Origin of the sequence: Streptomyces rapamycinicus NRRL 5491, assembly GCF_024298965.1 — a bacterium.
Taxonomy (GTDB): Bacteria; Actinomycetota; Actinomycetes; order Streptomycetales; family Streptomycetaceae; genus Streptomyces; species Streptomyces rapamycinicus.
This window is the reverse complement of sequence record NZ_CP085193.1, coordinates 9989180-10004781: the sequence shown is the minus strand read 5'-3', so window position 1 is coordinate 10004781 and position 15602 is coordinate 9989180. Positions and strand designations below refer to the sequence as shown.

Here is a 15602-nt window from a genome sequence, read left to right as displayed (position 1 = left end):
CCTCCCCGCGGGAGGCCCCCACCCCCCGCGCCTGACATGCCGACTGCTTCAGAGCTGCTCGAACAACCCACCCTGGCGACTGCCGACTGTCCGTAGATCCGGACCCATAGATCATTATTTGTCGCCGGTGTCCAAACATGTGAAGCACGGTCAATCTAGACCATCGGGGGGCCCATCTGAAGAGGGAATGTGTGCAACTTGTGCCCAAGATTTGAAGCTGGATCCACCGACCGGTGACCGCCCGCGGGCCTTGGTGACGAAGACGTGCCTTGTGACCTGTGGCAACGGGAGTTTTCCGGGCCTTCGGCCAACTCACTGCCGGTGCCGGTGGGTCCGGCCGGGGGTCGCACGCAGGTGTGTGCGCGCCCCCTGCGGTCCGGACGGGATCAGCAGTTGGACCGCACCGCCGTCGAACCCGTGCCGCGCGCCGCTCATCGGCCCATCTTGCAGAAACCGCAAGATGACGTGCCAGTTCGGGCAAGTCCGGCGAGAGTGGTGTGCGCCCCTCCCCGCACAAGGAGTCCCGATGAGCGCAACAGACGCCGGTACGTACTGGAACGACATCTACGCGGCCCGGTCCGCGGCCGTCTCCCCCCGCCCCAACGCCTGCCTCACCGCGACCGTCACCGGCCTGCCGCCCGGCGACGTCCTGGACCTGGGGTGCGGCGACGGCGGCGACGCCCTGTGGCTGGCGGGCCGCGGATGGCTGGTAACCGCCGTCGACGTCTCCTCCGTGGCCGTCGGGCGCCTCACCCGCCTCGCCGCCGAGACCGGCCTCGCCGACCGGCTGACGGCACACCACCACGACCTGCGCACGTCCTTCCCCGCGGGCGTCTTCGACCTGGTCTGCGCCCACTACCTGCACACCCCCCTCGACCTGGACCGGACGGCCGTGCTGCGCACGGCGGCCCACGCCCTGCGCCCGGGCGGACGACTGCTGGTGGTCGACCACGGCTCGACCGCGCCGTGGTCATGGACGCAGGACCCGCACATCCGGTACCCGACCCCGCAGGAGGTCGCGGCGGACCTGGCCCTGGCCCCCGCGACCTGGACGGTCGAGCGAGCCGACGCCCAGGTGCGCGAGGCGACCGGACCGGACGGCCGCACGGCCGAGGTCACCGACCACGTCCTGATCATCCGCCGTGACGCCTGAACCGGCACGGCCGTCGAAAGCAGCCACCATGACCACCTCCCCGCGCCCCCACCGCCGCCGCGACGCCCCGCCGCCGCGCACCGGGAACACCGAGACCGAGGTCCTGCGCGGATTCCTCGACTACCTGCGCGACTCGATCGCCGCGAAGGTCGAAGGCGCTCCCGAACCCGGGATCCGTACGGCCGTGGTGCCCTCGGGCACGAACCTGCTCGGCCTGCTCCACCACCTCACCTGCGTCGAGCGGGCGCTGTTCCTCGGCGCCCGGATCACCGACTGGAAGGCGACCTTCCACACCGCCCCCGCGCAGACCGCCACCGCCGTCGTCGCCCGCTACCGGGAGACCGTCACGGAGGCGAACGAGGTCCTCGACACCTGTACCGACCTCGGCGCGCCACTGCCCCGCTCCCGGCCGGACACACCGGCCCCCGCCGTCCGCTGGGCGCTCACCCACATGATCGAGGAGACCGGCCGCCACGCCGGCCACGCCGACATCATCCGCGAACTCCTCGACGGCGCCACCGGACGCTGACCCACCCGCCCACAGGCAGGAAGCCATGACATCCGCGTCACCGAACCGCGCACCGCGCACGGCCCGACGGGCGGCATCCGCCGTCCTGGCCCTCGTCCTGACCACCGGCGCGGCCGCCTGCGCCCCGCAAGGCCCCGACGTCCCCTCCTACGCCTCCGCCACACACGACGACCCGGAGTTCAACCGCGCCTTTGGCCATAAGTTCGCCACCGTCGACGGCGTGCGGATGCACTACGTGAAGGGCGGCAAAGGCTCCCCGGTCGTCCTGCTCCACGGCTGGCCGCAGACCTGGTACGGCTGGTGGCCGATCATGCCGGAGCTGGCCGAACACCACACCGTCTACGCCATCGACCTCCCGGGGCTCGGCGACAGCAGCGGCTCACCGACCGGCTACGACAAGGCCACCCTGGCCCGCTATGTGCACACCCTCGTCGCCGGGAAGCTCGGCATGCGACACGCCCGGGTCGTCGGCCACGACCTCGGCGCCGCGGTGGCCTTCCAGTACGCCGCCCGGTTCCCCGCGGACACCGAGCGCCTCGGCTACCTCGACCTGCCGCTGCCCGGACCCGCCATGGACGCGCGCACCTACCGCTCCCTGAGCTGGCACATCGCCTTCCACTCCCAGCGCCGCGTCCCCGAGGCCGTCGTCGCGGACGACGTCCGTGAGTATCTGGCGCTGTTCTATCCGCAGGTCGCCTTCGGCGGCACGGCGTTCGGCGGCACCTCCACCCGATCGCCCTTCACCGACGCCGAGATCACGGAGTACGCCCGCACCTACGGCCGCCCCGGCGCCCTGTCCGGCGGCTTCGACCTCTACCGCTCCCTCGACAAGGACGTCCGCGACACCACGGCGGCGGCCCCGGTGAACACCCCCACCCTCCTCATGACGGCCCAGGGCCAACTCGCCCCCGTCCGCGCCACCGTGACCCCCCGCATGAGCAACATCGTGCGCGCGGTGGACGTACCGAAGGCGGGCCACTGGCTCGTCGAGGAGAACCCCGCGTTCGTCACCACCGAACTGCTCCGCTTCCTCGACTGACGGCCACCACCTCGCGTGTGGTCACGCGGGCCTCTTCAGCGCGGTGGGCGGGACCGGTGGCAGCTGGTCCCGGCGCAGGTGCCAGAGGCGGGGGTCGGACGTGGCGGCCGCGGCCGATCCGAGGGCCAGCGCGAGCGCCACGTCCGCGGGGGTCTCCACGAATCCGGCGGCGACCGACGGGGACATCGCGCGCTGTGCCCGCTCGCTCATCCAGGCGATGATCGGGGCGGGCATGATCTCCACCAGGTCCGGTGCCCCGCGCGAGATCGCGTCCGTGGAGCGGGGCAGATTGGACCGGTCGGTGACGAACACCTTCATCATCGTCAGCAGGCCCAGCGGACGGCCCTTCTCTATGAGGGAGAGCCGGGTGCTGACCACGCCGTGCGCGCCCATGTTCTTGATGAACTCCAGCGCGCCCCGGTCCTGGGCCAGACCGGGACTGCTGTCCACGTTCACGAACACGGTCTTCCCCGCCCGGACCAGCGCCGGCACCACCTTGGGCAGCTGCCCCACGGTGAACGACGCGAGGATGCACACCTTGGCCGGTGCGGTCAGGAACTGCCGCAGCGGCTGGGTGCCGATCACCGACGCGACGACCGGCACCTCGGCGAAGTCCGAGGCGAGCCGGGGCGCGAGCGCGGCACCGGACGGGAACGGGCGGGGGGCCATGGTGAAGTCCTGCCTGGGGAAGGAGGGCGGGCGGGGCTGCTGGGATCAGTCCAGCGGGGACGTGCCAAAGCGGCTGGGAAGGCCCAGTTTGCCAGGGTTGAGAATGCCCGCCGGGTCGAGGGCCTTCTTCACCGCGACGAACGTCGCGAAGCCCGCCCCGAGGGATTCCTCCAGGTAGGGGCCGCGCAGCAGACCGCAGCCATGGTGGTGGCTGAGCGCCGCCGCATGCTTGATCAGTACGGCGTTGGCCGCGTCCCACACCGAGCGGTACCACTCGCGGCGCGACTCGGGCGCCACATCGCCACGCAGCGAGAAGTAGACGCAGGCGCCGTCGGTGTACGCGTGGGACTGGTGGGCCGAGGCGGCCAGGGTGCCGTCCACCGTCTGGATCGCGGCGACCACCTCGTCATAGATCACCGGGAGGTCGGCCCAGGACGCGGCCATCTCCAGGGTGTCGGCGACGAAGCCAGGACCCGGCTTGAAGCCGTCGGCGGACTTGCCGACCAGCATCCGCTCGTCCAGCCAGCGCTCGAAGACCACATCGCTGTCCAGTTCGGGGCCGTAACTCCCGCAGACCTCCTTCGCCACCTTGATCGAGGCGTCGACGACGGCCGGGTCACCCTCGTCGGCGATGAGCAGGAGGTTGGTCTCCGGGTGGCCGAAGTGGGTGCCGGACTCCAGCGCGTCGTACAGGCGCAGGACGGCCGGGGTGGCGCCACGCTGCATGATCTTGCGGCAGGCGTCCAGGCCCTCCGCGAAGGTCGTGAAGCCGTACGCGGCGGCGCTCGCGTACTCCGGCAGCGGGTGGACCCGCAGCCGGGCCGAGACGATGACGCCGAGGGTGCCCTCGGAGCCGATGAACAGCTGGCGCAGGTCCGGGCCGACCGCGGCGCGGGCGTAGTCGCCGTACGTGGCACGCGTACCGTCCGCGTGCACGACGTCGACGCCGACGACCATGTCCTCGATCTTGCCGTAACGGGTGGAGAGCTGACCGGCGCCGCGGCAGGCGATCCAGCCGCCGACGGTGGAGACGGCGAACGCGGACGGCCAGTGGCCAGTGGTGACGCCGTACTCCTCCTGCAGTTGCTTCTCGAAGAGGTCCCCGAACATTCCGGCCTGGACGTCCACGATGTTCGACTCGGCGTCGAAGCCGGTGATCCGGTTCAGCCCGCAGACGTCCAGGACGACGCCGCCGAAGACGGGCAGCGCCGCGCCTGTGACGTTGGAGCGGCCCGCGGCGGGGGTGACCGGGATGCCTGCCTGGTGGCAGACGCGCAGCACGGCCGCGACCTGGTCGGCGTCGGCGGCCTCGACGATCACGGCGTTCGGGGTGGCGGGACGGCCCTCGGTCTCGCCGATCATCGACCCGGCCCACCAGTCACGGGTCCGGATGACGACCTCGTGGCGGGAGGTGTGGACCGCGTGCGCGGCGTCGCGCAGCGCCTCGACCACGCTCTCGGGGACCTCGACCGGATTCGTCTGGAGGGCGGCCTCGCCCTCCCCGATCGGGGTGTTCCGCGCCCACCTGGCGAAGCTGGGGGCGCCGACGGTGTAGTCGCCCCGGTTGAACGGGTGGGTGATGGTCTGGCGGCTGATCATGCTGCTGCTCCTTCGAGGAGTACGGACTTTTCGTGGCGGACGGCTGCGAGGTACTCGGCGACCGAGCGCTCGGCCTCGGCCTCCGTGAGGTTCAGTTCCCGGCCGAGGATCGCGCCGACGGCCTCGGCGGCGTCGGCGGAGGCGTCCCGGGCGAACAGCCGGGCGCGCATGCGGCGGGAGAGCACGTCGTCGACCGAGCGGGCCAGTTCGGCGCGGGCCGCGTACACGACCTCGGCCTTGGTGTACGGGAGTCCCGCGACGATCGGCTCGGCCAGCGCCGGGTCGTCCTGGATCAGGTCGCCGACGAAGCGGGCCTCGGTGCCGAAGCGCTCGCCCAGGTGCGCGGCCAGGCCACCGGACGCGGCGACGGCTTCGGCGTCGTAACCGGCGCCGCCGAGCAGCGGGAGGTGGGCGGTACGGCTCTTCCCCCTGCGGCCGAGGACCGTCATCACCTTGTCGATGACGAGCTCGCCCATGTGCCGGCTGGTGGTGAGCTTGCCTCCGGTCACCGTCACCATGCCGGTGCGGCCGACGGTGATGTGGTGGTCGCGGCGCATATCGAGGGTGGCGCCCTCCTTGCCGCCGACCAGCGGGCGCAGACCGCCGATGGAGCCGACCACGTCGTCCGCGGTGAGCTTTCCCTCGAAGGCGGTGTTGGCGCCCTCCAGCAGGAAGTTCATCTCCTCGCGGGTGCAGTGCACATCGTCCGGGGGGCCCTGGTAGTCCTCGTCGGTGGTGCCCAGCACGACGCTGTTGCCCCAGCGGGTGCAGGTCGCGCGGCGGGTCCGGCCGGGGACCGGCACGGTGACCGTGCAGTTGATCCGCACCTTGTCCCAGGGGACCACGATGTGAACGCCCTTGGCCGGGCGGACCCGCGGCTGGTGACCGTCGTCCGCCTGTCCGTCGAGCTCGTCGGTCCACACCCCGGTGGCGTTGACGACGGCCCGCGAGCGGATGTCGAAGGTGTCGCCGTCCGCCGTGACCCGGGCACCGGCCACCTTGTCCCGCTGCGTCAGCAGACCCTCGGCCTTGGCACCGTTGAGGATCGTCGCGCCGAGCGCGGCGGCGGTGCGGACGATGGTGAGGACGAGCCGGGCGTCGTCGGTGCGGGCGTCGAAGTACATCAGCCCGCCCTTGAGGTTCTCGGCGCGCAGCGTCGGCGCCTGCGCGAGCACCTCGGGAACCGTGAGCCGCTGGTGGAGTTTGCCGATCCGCCAGCCGCCGACCAGGTCGTACGTCCACAGCAGACCCTCGAAGCCCTTGGCGAGGCGGGCGTCGAAGACACCCTCCTTCTCCAGGACCGGGAAGAGGAACGGCAGCCGGTGCACCAGGTGCGGGGCGTTCTTCCGGAAGCGGTGTCGCTCCAGGAGCGAGTGGCGGACCAGATTGACGTTGCCCTGCTCGATATAGCGCAGACCGCCGTGCACCATCTTCGAGGACTTCGACGAGGTGCCGGAGGCGAAGTCGTCCTTCTCGATCAGCGCCGCGCGCAGCCCGCGCGAGGCGGCGTCGAGCACGGCGTACGCCCCGGTGATGCCGCCGCCGATGACGAGCACGTCATACGTGTCGTCGGCCAGCCGGCGCTTGAGGGCTGCCCGGTCGAGCAGCAGTGGCGTTCGGCGGGTCGCCGCGGCGCTGCGCCGCGGTTTCCGGGCGGGCATGGTGATCACAACATCAACTCCTGGTGTTCCGGTACGGCGGCCGCGTGGTCGGCGGGCCGCCAGTGCGACGGTCAGTGGGGGGTGTGAGGCCGGGACGCGGTGCGCTCGTCGGAGAGCAGCGCGGGGTCGTCGAGGTGGGCGATCAGCAGGTCGCACCAGGCGGCCCGCTGCTCGACGCGTTCGGCCGTGGTGATCGCGGGCTCGAAGAACCGGCCGTGCGGCTGTGCTTCGACGACCTCTTCGAGCGAGGGCCACAGCCCCCGGGCGACACCCGCCAGATAGGCGGTGCCGCGCAGGCTGGCGGTGGCGGAGTCGGAGACCCGCTCCAGTGGCAGACCGGTCAGATCGGCCTGGGTCTGCATGAGCGGGTCGCTGCCGGAGACTCCGCCGCCGACCCGGAGCCGGGTGAACGGCGTGCCCATGGTGTCGGCGACCCCGTCGATCAGATCGCACACCGAGTGCGCGATCCCGTCGAGCACGGCGCGTGCGAGATCGGCGCGGGTGGTGGCGAGGGTGAGCCCGGTGAGGACCCCGGTGGCCTCCGGGTGCCAGACCGGCGTACGGACCCCGGCGAGGGCCGGGAGGAAACGCGGGGTGCGGCCGGGCCGGCTGGGGACCCGGCCCGCCTCCTCGCCGAGTTCCTCGGGCGATGCGAACAGCCCCAGGTCGTCGCAGAGCCAGCGCAGCGCCGAACCCGCCGTGGAGGTGTATGCCTCCAGGCTGTAGTGGCTGATGCCGCCCTGCCGCCGGCCGGGCTGGGCGAGCACCCCGGAGATGTCCGGCCGGGGCAGGGCGGGCGTGGTGCCGGTCGCCGCGTCGACGAAGGCGCCGGTCCCGTACACGCACATGCCCTGCCCGGCGGCGAGCCCGCCGAGCGCGACGAGTGCGGCGTGCTGGTCGCCCATGGAGGCGGCCAGCGGGACGGCGATCCCGAGGGCGGCCGGATCGGTGGTGCCGAATCCGGCGTCGTCGGAGCGGAGTTCCGGCAGCAGGTCGAGGGGGAAGCCGAGATGGCTGATCCACTCCTCGTCCCAGGCGTGCCGCTCCAGCAGATAGCCACCGGTGGACGCGGCGTTGGTCGGCGTGGTGGCGTGGACGGCGCCGCCGGTGAGGCGCCAGATCAGCCAGGTGTCGACGGTCCCGAAGAGCAGCCGGCCCTGGCGGTACGCGGCGGCCACCTCCGGGTGCCCGGCGAGCTGCCGGGCGGCCCAGAGGAACGGTGCGCGGGCGCCGACCGGCCGGCCCTGCCGGGCCAGCAGGACGGCGTCCCACTCCGCTTCGTACGCGGTGAGCTCATGCGCGTACCGGCGGTCCTGCCACACCACCGCGGGCAGCAAGGGCAGCCCGGTGACCCGGTCCCACAGCATCGCGGTGGCCCGCTGGGTGGAGAGCGCGACAGCGGTGATCTCGATGCCCTGCGCGTGGGCCCGGCCGACGGCCCGGCCCGCCACCTCGGCGGTGGCGGTCCAGATCTCCATGGGGTCCTGCTCGACCGAGAGGTCGTCCGGATGGCTGACGCCGATCGACCGGTAGGACACCTCGTGGGCGGCGCCGGAGTCGAGTACGACTCCGGCCCTGGTGCCCGTGGTGCCCTCGTCGATGGACAGCACACCGCGCCGAGGGGCGGCGCCGGGGAACGTCTGCGTCATTGCAGCCCTTTCATCGCGATCTGCGCGGAGGGATACGGAAGGGAAGGGGCCAGGGGGACCATCGTGCGATGCGGCAGGTCCGGCGGCGGGTCAGCGCGCGGTCGCGGAGAGCGTCGCGGTGGCGTCGCGGTCCTGTCCGGTGGCCTCGTCGAGGGAGGCGGCCTTCATCGGTTCCCACTTGATCGTCAGGCAGGTGATCAGGCCGAGCAGGGGTACGGCGGAGAGCGCCAGGAAGGTGTCGGCGAGTCCGAGTGAGTCCTTGATCTGGGGAAAGACATACAGGCCGGTGACGCTGCCGAAGCTGCCGATCATTCCGGTGACACCGGTGCCGAGCGCGCGGACATCGCTGCTGTAGGAGAGCGCGGCGATGGACTTGCCGTTGGCCCCGGGGCCCGCGGAGTGGCAGAGGATGAACAGGACCGGCAGCAGGAACGCCACCGCCAGCGGGACCTTCCCGAAGGTCAGCCCCATCGCCACCAGCGTGACGAAGACTCCGGCGAACCCGGCGGCGGAGCTGCGCCGCAGTCCGAGGCGGCGGCCGAAGTACGCGGACAGCAGCCCGCCCGCGATGCCGAAGGCGTTGAAGACCATCGAGCCGATGGTGGCCTTCTCGAAGCTCTCGCCGAAGATCGTCAGGCTGATCAGCGGGAGGTACCAGCCGACGGCGAAGTACTGCATCGACTGGCCGAGCGAGATCACCGAGGAGAGGATCGTACGCGGCAGGTACTCGCCCCTGAACAGCCGTCCGGCCTGCCGGAGCCCGATGACCGGCGCCTCAGCCGGGGTGCGGGTCATCTCGTCGGGCGTACCGGCGACGGCCTTGATCCCGTAGATCTTGTCCAGGTTGGTGATCGCCTCGCCCAGGCGGCCCTTGCCGGCCAGCCAGGTGGGGCTCTCCTTGAGCATCAGCCACTGGCCCAGGAGGAGCGCGACGGCGACGACCGCGGCCGAGCCGACCGACCAGCGCCAGATGTCCGCGCCGACGTCCAGGTTGAAGAAGACCAGGGCGAGGACGAGGTTGCTGGTGGTGGCGATGTACCAGACGGCTTGCCACAGGTTGAGCCGACCGCCCAGCTTCGCGGGGGTGTACTCGGCGAGCAGCGCCATGGCGACCGCGAAGTCCATCCCGTAGGCGACACCCACCAGCACCCGGCCGAGCCAGACGACGGTGAAGTCACCTGCGAAGGCGGCGAGCAGGGCACCCGCGATCGCGAACAGCTTGGCGATGAGCAGCGGGGGGACCCGGCCGATGCGGGTGGCGAGCCAGCCGCCGAGGGGGTTGAAGAGGATCGCCAGGGCCGGAGCGGTGGCCGTGAGGATCGAGACCTGGGTGCTGGTGAGCTCCATCTGGGTCGTCATGGGCCCAAGTCCGGCGCTCAGCGCGGCGTTCGAGTAGGCGTCGAGGAACAGCCCGCCGAACACGAGGAACCAGATGATCTGCGCCCGGCCGGTGATCTTTCCCAGCCCATCGATGAGCGCAACGACGTCGGCGACGCTTCTGACGCTCGGACGTGGTGCCATGAATCCGCCTTCGGGGAGGACCCATCGGCGGCACGGGGAGCAGAACAGGCATGACGAAACCACCGACAGGTGGTCTATGTCTATGCCTGTCAAAACACTGCGGAAAGCGCCGCAGCACGTGAACTGCTGGAAGTACGAACTACGCCGCGAGATTAGGTACGGGTCAGGAGCAACGTCAAGGGTTCCGGCCAGGAAACGTGACGGGGGCCTTCACCGGAGGAGGTGACGCGAGACGAGCCGGCCCCGTGGCATGGCAAGGGACAAGCCGACCGGCGAGGTCAGCCGGCGAGCACGGTGTCGAGCCAGTCGAAGGTGCGCTGGTGGAACAGGAACATCGCACCCTCGTGGCAGTGCTCGCCCGCGCCTTCGTCCTCGCGGAAGGAGATCAGCTCCTTCTGGCAGGTCAGCTCGTCGAACAGCCGCTGCGGCTGCCCCTTGAAGAACTGGTCGTTCTCGGCTTCGAGCACGAGTGTCGGACAGGTGATGCGGTCGGCGATACCCGCCATGGTGTACGGCTCGGCCGCCCTGACCAGCTCGTCGACACCGGATACACCGAAGGTCCACCGGCCGTTGCGCACCACCCACCGCACCATGGTGTTCTGCGCCATCAACGCCTCCATGCCGCCCGGCGTCGAAGCGGCACGGCCGGCGGTCGCGGCGATGACCGCGTGGAAGTCGTAGACGCCGTCGTACAGCACGCACGCGGCTACGCGGTGCTCGAAGGCCGCCGCCCTCGCGGCGAGGTAGCCGCCCAGGCTCATGCCCATCAGCACGAGCTGCTCGGCGTCCACCTCGGGCAGGGTGAGCGCGAAGTCGACGACCGGGGTGACCACCGCCTCCCAGTCCGGCCGGAAGTGCAGGCCCTGCTCGCGGACGGTGCTGCCCTGGCCGGGGCCGTCGAACGCGATGACGTTGTAGCCGCGCCGCAGCGCGCCGGCGGCCAGCGCCAGGTAGTCCTCCTCGAGGGTGGAGTCGTACCCGCCGTGGAAGAGCACGGTCGGGCGCGGGGTGCCCGAATCGTCGACGAGGAACAGGTAGCCGGGAAGCGTGGTGTCCTCGTACGGGATGCGCAGGGCGCGGGCCGGAGTGTCGAGCAGCGGGGCCGCGTCGGCGAACGTCTGCTGGGAGGCCTTGGCGAGCCGCGCCGACTCGGCGTCGGCTGCGGGATTCTCGCGGCGGTAGAAGTCGGCGGTCCGGTAGTAGTTGGACGCGCGCAGCAGCGCCTCCCGGGCGCTGACCCGGTGACCGGCGGCCAGCGCGTCCCGGCCGATGCGCTCGATGCGCGCCGCCGTCGCGGCCCACTGGGCCGACCAGGCTTCCTCGTCTCCCTCTGGGATCTGCCGGCAGGTGACCAGGACCTCGCCGAGGTCGGCGCCGCCATAGGCCGCGTAGCCCGCGGCGCGCAGTGCCTCGAAGGAGAAGGACTCGTCGTCGTAGAGGAATTTCATCGTCGGGCTCCTTTCCGAGAATGGAACGGAACGGCACCGTTCCGCCTTACCTTCGAAGGTAACACATGGAACGTGACCGTTCCGTTCGTTATGCTCGGGAGCATGACAGCGCAGCAGAAGAAGGGCCGGCCGGCGACCGGCGGGGCGGCCCTGCGACAGCGGGTAACCGAGGCGATCACCGAGGCGGCCTTCGCCGAACTCGCCGACGCCGGGTACGCGCGGATGTCGATGGAGTCGGTGGCCCGGCGGGCCGGCGTGGGCAAGGCCGCGCTCTACCGGCGCTGGCCCTCGAAGCAGGCGATGGTCACCGAACTGATCCGCGGCAAGGTCACCGACACGCTCCCGCCCACGCCCGCCACCGGCGCCCTGCGCACCGACCTGCGCGAACTGCTCACCACCTTCCGCGGTCAACTGGCCAATCCGCTGCTTGCCCGGATCGCGGCCGGGCTGCTCGCCGAGGCCAGTCACGACGACGCTCTGGCGGAGGGGCTCTACACCGGAGTGACCGCACCGCGGCGGGCGGCGGCGCACGCGATACTGCGGGGCGCGATCGACCGCGGCGAACTCCCTCCCGGGCTGGATCTGGACCTCGGCACCGACCTGCTGATCGCCCCGCTCGCATTCCGCGTACTGGTCATACAGGGCCGAAGCGACGATGAGTATCTGGAGACGCTGACCAACGCGATCGAGGCGGCGTTGCGAGCGGCCGTCCGCTGACCGTGCGGCGCACCCGTCTTCATCGGGCGTTGACCTGTTCTGTGAGTTTTCCCTTGCGCAGGGTGAGGACACGGTCGGACTGGGCGGCCAGTTGCTGGGAGTGGGACACGACGACCACGCATTTGTCCTGCTCGTGAGCGAGTTCGCGGAAGGTGCCGATGATGCCCGCGGCGGTGTCCTCGTCGAGGTTTCCGGTGGGTTCGTCGGCGAAGAGGATGTCGACGTCGCAGGCGAGGGCGCGGGCGATGGCGACGCGCTGCTGCTGGCCTCCGGAGAGCTGGAGGACGTTGCGGGTGGCCATCGCCTTGTCGAGGCCGATCTTCTCCAGCAGGTGCAGAGCCCGGGCCTTGCGACTGCCGGTCGTGGGTTTGGTGCCGGTGATCTCCATGGCGCAGGTGACGTTCTGGAGGGCGGTCAGGTAGGTGAGGAGGTTGTACTGCTGGAAGATCGTGGCGGCGTGCTGGTTGCGGTACCGGCCGAGGCCCAGTTCGGTGAGGTCCTGGCCCTCGAAGGTGATGGTGCCCTTGGTGGGGGTGTCGAGACCGCTGGCGAGGGAGAGCAGGGTGGTCTTGCCGCTGCCGGAAGGGCCCAGGATGGTGTAAAAGGTGCCGCGTTCGAAGGCGTAGTCGATGTCCTTGAGGACCGCGGTCCTGCGGCGCTGGCCCGAGTAGGTGTGGCTGACGCCCGCGAGACGCAGAACGGGCGGGGCGGCGGTGGCGCTGGTCATGGCGGGTCACTTGCCCTTCGTGAGGATGGTGCGGGGGCTCAGCCGCAGCACGGCACCGGCCGGGACGGCGGTGGCGAGCAGGCCGATGCCGAGGCCGATGGCGCCGAGGGTGGCGAGGTCCGCCGGATCGAGTCGTACGGTGATCTTGTCGATGGGGTCGGCGTCCTCGACGGGCTTGTCGTTCGGGTCGATGCCCTCGCCGAGGCCGGTACTGCCGGACGGCGGGCCCTGCCAGGAGTCGATCTTGTGCTGGGCGCTGGTGGCTTCCCTGCCGAGCAGGGCCTGCCCGGCGCTCTGGGTCAGCCGCGGGGCGAACAGGGAGCTCAGGCCGATGGCGAGGGCGGCGACGACGAGGATCTCCAGGGCCTGTTGGGCGATGAGCTTGCGTTTCTTCTCGCCCATGGCCAGCAGGACGCCGTACTCCTTGTGGCGCTGCTTGACGGCGAGGTTGACCAGCAGCGTCAGGACGGCCGCACCGGCGAGCCCCATCAGCCACATGGCCAGGGTGGCGGTAGTGCTGATGGACTTGAGCGGGCCGGTCATCTGCCGGATGGCCTTGTCGTTGGCGTCCAGCTTGAAACCGTCGAGCGCCGGGCCCGCGACCTTTTTGGCCTCGTCCTTGAACGCACCCTGCGTGTCGGCGTCCTGGAGGAGGAAGGTCGCCTTACCTGCCTGGAGCGGCCCGTTCCGCTCGGAGCTGAGCGCGGAGAGGCCGCCCACCGTGCCGTACAGCATGTTGGCCGGACTGATGCCGTACTCGCTGTCCGGTTCGGTGGCAGGGCTCGGGTCGCGGTAGACGCCGGCCACGGTGAAGTCGGCCGTGGTCTTCTCGTCGTTGCCGGTCAGGGTGATCGTGTCGCCGACACCGAGCTTGTTCTCCTTGGCGAGCCGTTCCTCGATCAGGAGTCGCTTCTTGCCCTTGTCGGCGGCGGTGAGGTGCTCACCGGACAGCAGCGTGAACTTGCCGCTGCGGAAGTCGGGCAGCAGCGAGGTGTCGAGCACGCCCATGCCCACGGTGCCGCCGGGGCCCATGGGCTCCTTCGGCCCACCGTCGGCCAGTTGGGGGCCGCCCTTGAGGAGGACGCGGTCCCAGATCGAGTAGGTGTACTTCCGCACCTGGGGCAGAGCCCCGACCTTGTCGACGGTCGCGGCGTCGATGCGCGGAGCCCTCAGCTCGCTCCCGCCGCCCAACTGGCCCAAATCCGCCTCGAGGTTGACCTCGGCGCCGACGGAACGCCTGGCGTCTTGCTCGGCCTGGGCCGTGGCGTCGTTGATCAGGACACCGGCCAGCACCATCACGGAGATGACGAGGAAGGTGGCGAGGGTGATCAGGGTGCGGCCCTTGCGGGACCACAGGCTGAGTCCCGCGCGTTTGACGAAGTTCATGGGATCGGCTTTCTCAGTCCGTGCCGGTGAGTGGCTATTCGGTGTCGGTGAGGATGGAGCGGGGATGCAGGCGCAGGATCCCGATGCCCGGGATGACGGTGGCGACCAGGGAGATGCCGAGCCCGATGCCGGCGACCTTGCCGACGGTGGCGGGCTCGACTCGTACGGTCGGCGGCGCGATCTCGGCATCGGGCACACCGGCCGCCGCGGCCGCCGCGGCCGGCTTGCCGTCCTGCCGCCCGAGGAGGGTGTCACCCGCGGGCTGTCCGGCGAGTGAACCGGCCAGCGCGGCGAGCGCGATGGCGGGCAGGGCCACGGCCGCCACCTCCACGGCGTGCTGGCCGATGAGCTTCCACCTCTTCTCGCCCATCGCGAGGAGCACCCCGAGCTCGGCGCGCCGCTCGCGGATCTGCAGCGCCACGATCAAGCCGAGGATCAGCGTCCCGGCCAGCGCGATCACCCAGACGATCAGTCCCGCGAACGCGCCGACCCGCTGGATCGGGCGGACCTGGTCCTTGTACGCCCTGTCGTTGACGCGGAAGTCGAAGCCGTCCCCGCCCAGGAGACGCTCGGCCTCGGTGTGCAGCCGCTCGGCCTGCTCCGGCGAGCCGATCTTGTACACCGCCTCGCTGACCGCCACGTTGCCGGGACCGAGCCGCTGCGCCGTGCCCATCGGCACGTACAGCGCGTTGCCGGGCAGTTTGTGCGGTGCCGTCCAGCGCGCCGGATCCTGCGTGGGGTTCTGGAAGACGCCGACCACCTGCAGCGGAACGGTTTCCTTGTCGTCCACCGACCGCACATGGATCGTGTCGCCCACCTTGAGGTGATTCCTGTCGGCCAGCCGCTGCTCGATCACCGCGGCGTTGCGGCCCGCGTCCTCGGGGGTGATGCCGCGCCCTGCCGTGATCTTCGTCGAGCCGTACGAGAAGGGCAGCAGCATGCCCGAGTCACGGACGCCGTTCACGGCCAGCGGGCCCTGCTCCTTCTTCCCGGCACCGGCACCTGGACCGGCACCCGCACCCGCACCCGCATCGCCCGGCTTCGGCGCGTCCGACGTCAGCGGCGTGAAGCCACGCGCCCCGGCCCGCACCGGAAGCTCCGGGTTGTAGCGGTACACCAGATCCGAGGCACCGAGCCGGTCCGCGAGGACCGCGGTAAGGCCCTTCTTCCTGACGGTGACGTCGACGCCGATGGTGCGCTGCGCGCCGGCTTCCTGGCGGGCCGCGGCGGCCTGCAGCAGAAAGCCGCCGAGAAGCAGGGTGCAGATGACGACGAAGATCGCCAGCAACGCGGCGCTCTTGGACTTTCTGGCCCCCAGGCTCATCCCGGCGCGCTTGACGAAGTTCATGCCGAAGACAGAAGCAGCTCGTTGTTTGCAGCGAGATAAGCGCGTTACAGCGGCATAAGCGTGTTACGGCGGCATAAGCGTTACGGCAACATAAGGACCTGCTCGCACCGTGCCCCGCGACCGGCGCCGCACGACCCCGCCGGCTCACGGCACGGG

The 15602-nt window shown here is 70.9% G+C and carries 14 protein-coding genes; 4 read left to right on the top strand and 10 right to left on the bottom strand.

Translation table 11 applies throughout. From position 1 onward, the window contains the following. Nucleotides 1-312 precede the first annotated feature (312 nt). Nucleotides 313-435, bottom strand: a complete 123-nt coding sequence (locus LIV37_RS51890; RefSeq protein ID WP_274596662.1) for a hypothetical protein — start codon at nucleotides 433-435, stop codon at nucleotides 313-315. 91 nt (nucleotides 436-526) lie between these two features. On the opposite strand from LIV37_RS51890, the gene LIV37_RS41375 reads away from it, so the two are divergent. The 3 genes from LIV37_RS41375 to LIV37_RS41365 are packed head-to-tail and all read left to right on the top strand — an operon-like array spanning nucleotide 527 to nucleotide 2721. Beyond that, nucleotides 527-1153, top strand: a complete 627-nt coding sequence (locus LIV37_RS41375) for an SAM-dependent methyltransferase (RefSeq protein WP_020873025.1) — start codon at nucleotides 527-529, stop codon at nucleotides 1151-1153. Between the two features lie 28 nt (nucleotides 1154-1181). Beyond that, the gene (locus LIV37_RS41370) at nucleotides 1182-1682 is read left to right on the top strand and encodes a DinB family protein (protein WP_020873024.1); all 501 of its coding nucleotides are present in this window, start codon (nucleotides 1182-1184) and stop codon (nucleotides 1680-1682) included. A gap of 25 nt (nucleotides 1683-1707) precedes the next feature. Next, nucleotides 1708-2721 (top strand): alpha/beta fold hydrolase, encoded by a 1014-nt coding sequence (locus LIV37_RS41365; RefSeq protein WP_020873023.1) that lies wholly within the window; start codon nucleotides 1708-1710, stop codon nucleotides 2719-2721. 21 nt (nucleotides 2722-2742) lie between these two features. Here LIV37_RS41365 and LIV37_RS41360 read toward each other — a convergent pair whose 3' ends face one another. The 6 genes from LIV37_RS41360 to LIV37_RS41335 all read right to left on the bottom strand — a co-directional run bounded on the left by LIV37_RS41360 (nucleotide 2743) and on the right by LIV37_RS41335 (nucleotide 11268). Then, complete coding sequence (locus LIV37_RS41360) at nucleotides 2743-3390, bottom strand: glycerol-3-phosphate responsive antiterminator (RefSeq protein ID WP_020873022.1); 648 nt, start codon at nucleotides 3388-3390, stop codon at nucleotides 2743-2745. A gap of 45 nt (nucleotides 3391-3435) precedes the next feature. Continuing rightward, nucleotides 3436-4989 carry an FAD-binding oxidoreductase gene (locus tag LIV37_RS41355; RefSeq protein WP_020873021.1) on the bottom strand — a complete coding sequence of 518 codons (1554 nt, stop codon included), beginning with the start codon at nucleotides 4987-4989 and terminating at the stop codon, nucleotides 3436-3438. Further along, nucleotides 4986-6659 (bottom strand): glycerol-3-phosphate dehydrogenase/oxidase, encoded by a 1674-nt coding sequence (locus LIV37_RS41350; RefSeq protein WP_020873020.1) that lies wholly within the window; start codon nucleotides 6657-6659, stop codon nucleotides 4986-4988. Before LIV37_RS41350 ends, LIV37_RS41355 begins: the two co-directional genes overlap by 4 nt. Before the next feature lie 62 nt (nucleotides 6660-6721). Next, entirely contained in the window at nucleotides 6722-8299 is a 1578-nt protein-coding gene (locus tag LIV37_RS41345; RefSeq protein ID WP_020873019.1) for an FGGY family carbohydrate kinase, read from the bottom strand. Between the two features lie 90 nt (nucleotides 8300-8389). After that, nucleotides 8390-9820 (bottom strand): MFS transporter, encoded by a 1431-nt coding sequence (locus tag LIV37_RS41340; RefSeq protein WP_020873018.1) that lies wholly within the window; start codon nucleotides 9818-9820, stop codon nucleotides 8390-8392. Nucleotides 9821-10098: 278 nt separating this feature from the next. After that, entirely contained in the window at nucleotides 10099-11268 is a 1170-nt protein-coding gene (locus LIV37_RS41335; RefSeq protein ID WP_020873017.1) for an alpha/beta hydrolase family protein, read from the bottom strand. A gap of 102 nt (nucleotides 11269-11370) precedes the next feature. Here LIV37_RS41335 and LIV37_RS41330 point away from each other — a divergent pair, with 102 nt between their 5' ends. After that, entirely contained in the window at nucleotides 11371-11985 is a 615-nt protein-coding gene (locus LIV37_RS41330; RefSeq protein ID WP_121824977.1) for a TetR/AcrR family transcriptional regulator, read from the top strand. 19 nt (nucleotides 11986-12004) lie between these two features. Here LIV37_RS41330 and LIV37_RS41325 read toward each other — a convergent pair whose 3' ends face one another. The 3 genes from LIV37_RS41325 to LIV37_RS41315 are packed head-to-tail and all read right to left on the bottom strand — an operon-like array spanning nucleotide 12005 to nucleotide 15446. After that, entirely contained in the window at nucleotides 12005-12712 is a 708-nt protein-coding gene (locus LIV37_RS41325; RefSeq protein ID WP_020873015.1) for an ABC transporter ATP-binding protein, read from the bottom strand. A 6-nt stretch (nucleotides 12713-12718) separates the two neighbouring features. Continuing rightward, nucleotides 12719-14098: an ABC transporter permease gene (locus tag LIV37_RS41320; protein ID WP_020873014.1), complete on the bottom strand. Its 1380-nt coding sequence runs from the start codon at nucleotides 14096-14098 to the stop codon at nucleotides 12719-12721. A gap of 34 nt (nucleotides 14099-14132) precedes the next feature. Next, nucleotides 14133-15446: an ABC transporter permease gene (locus tag LIV37_RS41315; RefSeq protein ID WP_020873013.1), complete on the bottom strand. Its 1314-nt coding sequence runs from the start codon at nucleotides 15444-15446 to the stop codon at nucleotides 14133-14135. Nucleotides 15447-15602: the final 156 nt, after the last annotated feature.

Excerpts from the sequence above, each read along its gene's own strand:
- LIV37_RS51890 (WP_274596662.1), bottom strand. The coding sequence starts at position 435 with ATGAGCGGCGCGCGGCACGGGTTCGACGGCGGTGCGGTCCAACTGCTG.
- LIV37_RS41375 (WP_020873025.1), top strand. The coding sequence starts at position 527 with ATGAGCGCAACAGACGCCGGTACGTACTGGAACGACATCTACGCGGCC.
- LIV37_RS41370 (WP_020873024.1), top strand. The coding sequence starts at position 1,182 with ATGACCACCTCCCCGCGCCCCCACCGCCGCCGCGACGCCCCGCCGCCG.
- LIV37_RS41365 (WP_020873023.1), top strand. The coding sequence starts at position 1,708 with ATGACATCCGCGTCACCGAACCGCGCACCGCGCACGGCCCGACGGGCG.
- LIV37_RS41360 (WP_020873022.1), bottom strand. The coding sequence starts at position 3,390 with ATGGCCCCCCGCCCGTTCCCGTCCGGTGCCGCGCTCGCGCCCCGGCTC.
- LIV37_RS41355 (WP_020873021.1), bottom strand. The coding sequence starts at position 4,989 with ATGATCAGCCGCCAGACCATCACCCACCCGTTCAACCGGGGCGACTAC.
- LIV37_RS41345 (WP_020873019.1), bottom strand. The coding sequence starts at position 8,299 with ATGACGCAGACGTTCCCCGGCGCCGCCCCTCGGCGCGGTGTGCTGTCC.
- LIV37_RS41340 (WP_020873018.1), bottom strand. The coding sequence starts at position 9,820 with ATGGCACCACGTCCGAGCGTCAGAAGCGTCGCCGACGTCGTTGCGCTC.
- LIV37_RS41335 (WP_020873017.1), bottom strand. The coding sequence starts at position 11,268 with ATGAAATTCCTCTACGACGACGAGTCCTTCTCCTTCGAGGCACTGCGC.
- LIV37_RS41330 (WP_121824977.1), top strand. The coding sequence starts at position 11,371 with ATGACAGCGCAGCAGAAGAAGGGCCGGCCGGCGACCGGCGGGGCGGCC.
- LIV37_RS41325 (WP_020873015.1), bottom strand. The coding sequence starts at position 12,712 with ATGACCAGCGCCACCGCCGCCCCGCCCGTTCTGCGTCTCGCGGGCGTC.
- LIV37_RS41320 (WP_020873014.1), bottom strand. The coding sequence starts at position 14,098 with ATGAACTTCGTCAAACGCGCGGGACTCAGCCTGTGGTCCCGCAAGGGC.
- LIV37_RS41315 (WP_020873013.1), bottom strand. The coding sequence starts at position 15,446 with ATGAACTTCGTCAAGCGCGCCGGGATGAGCCTGGGGGCCAGAAAGTCC.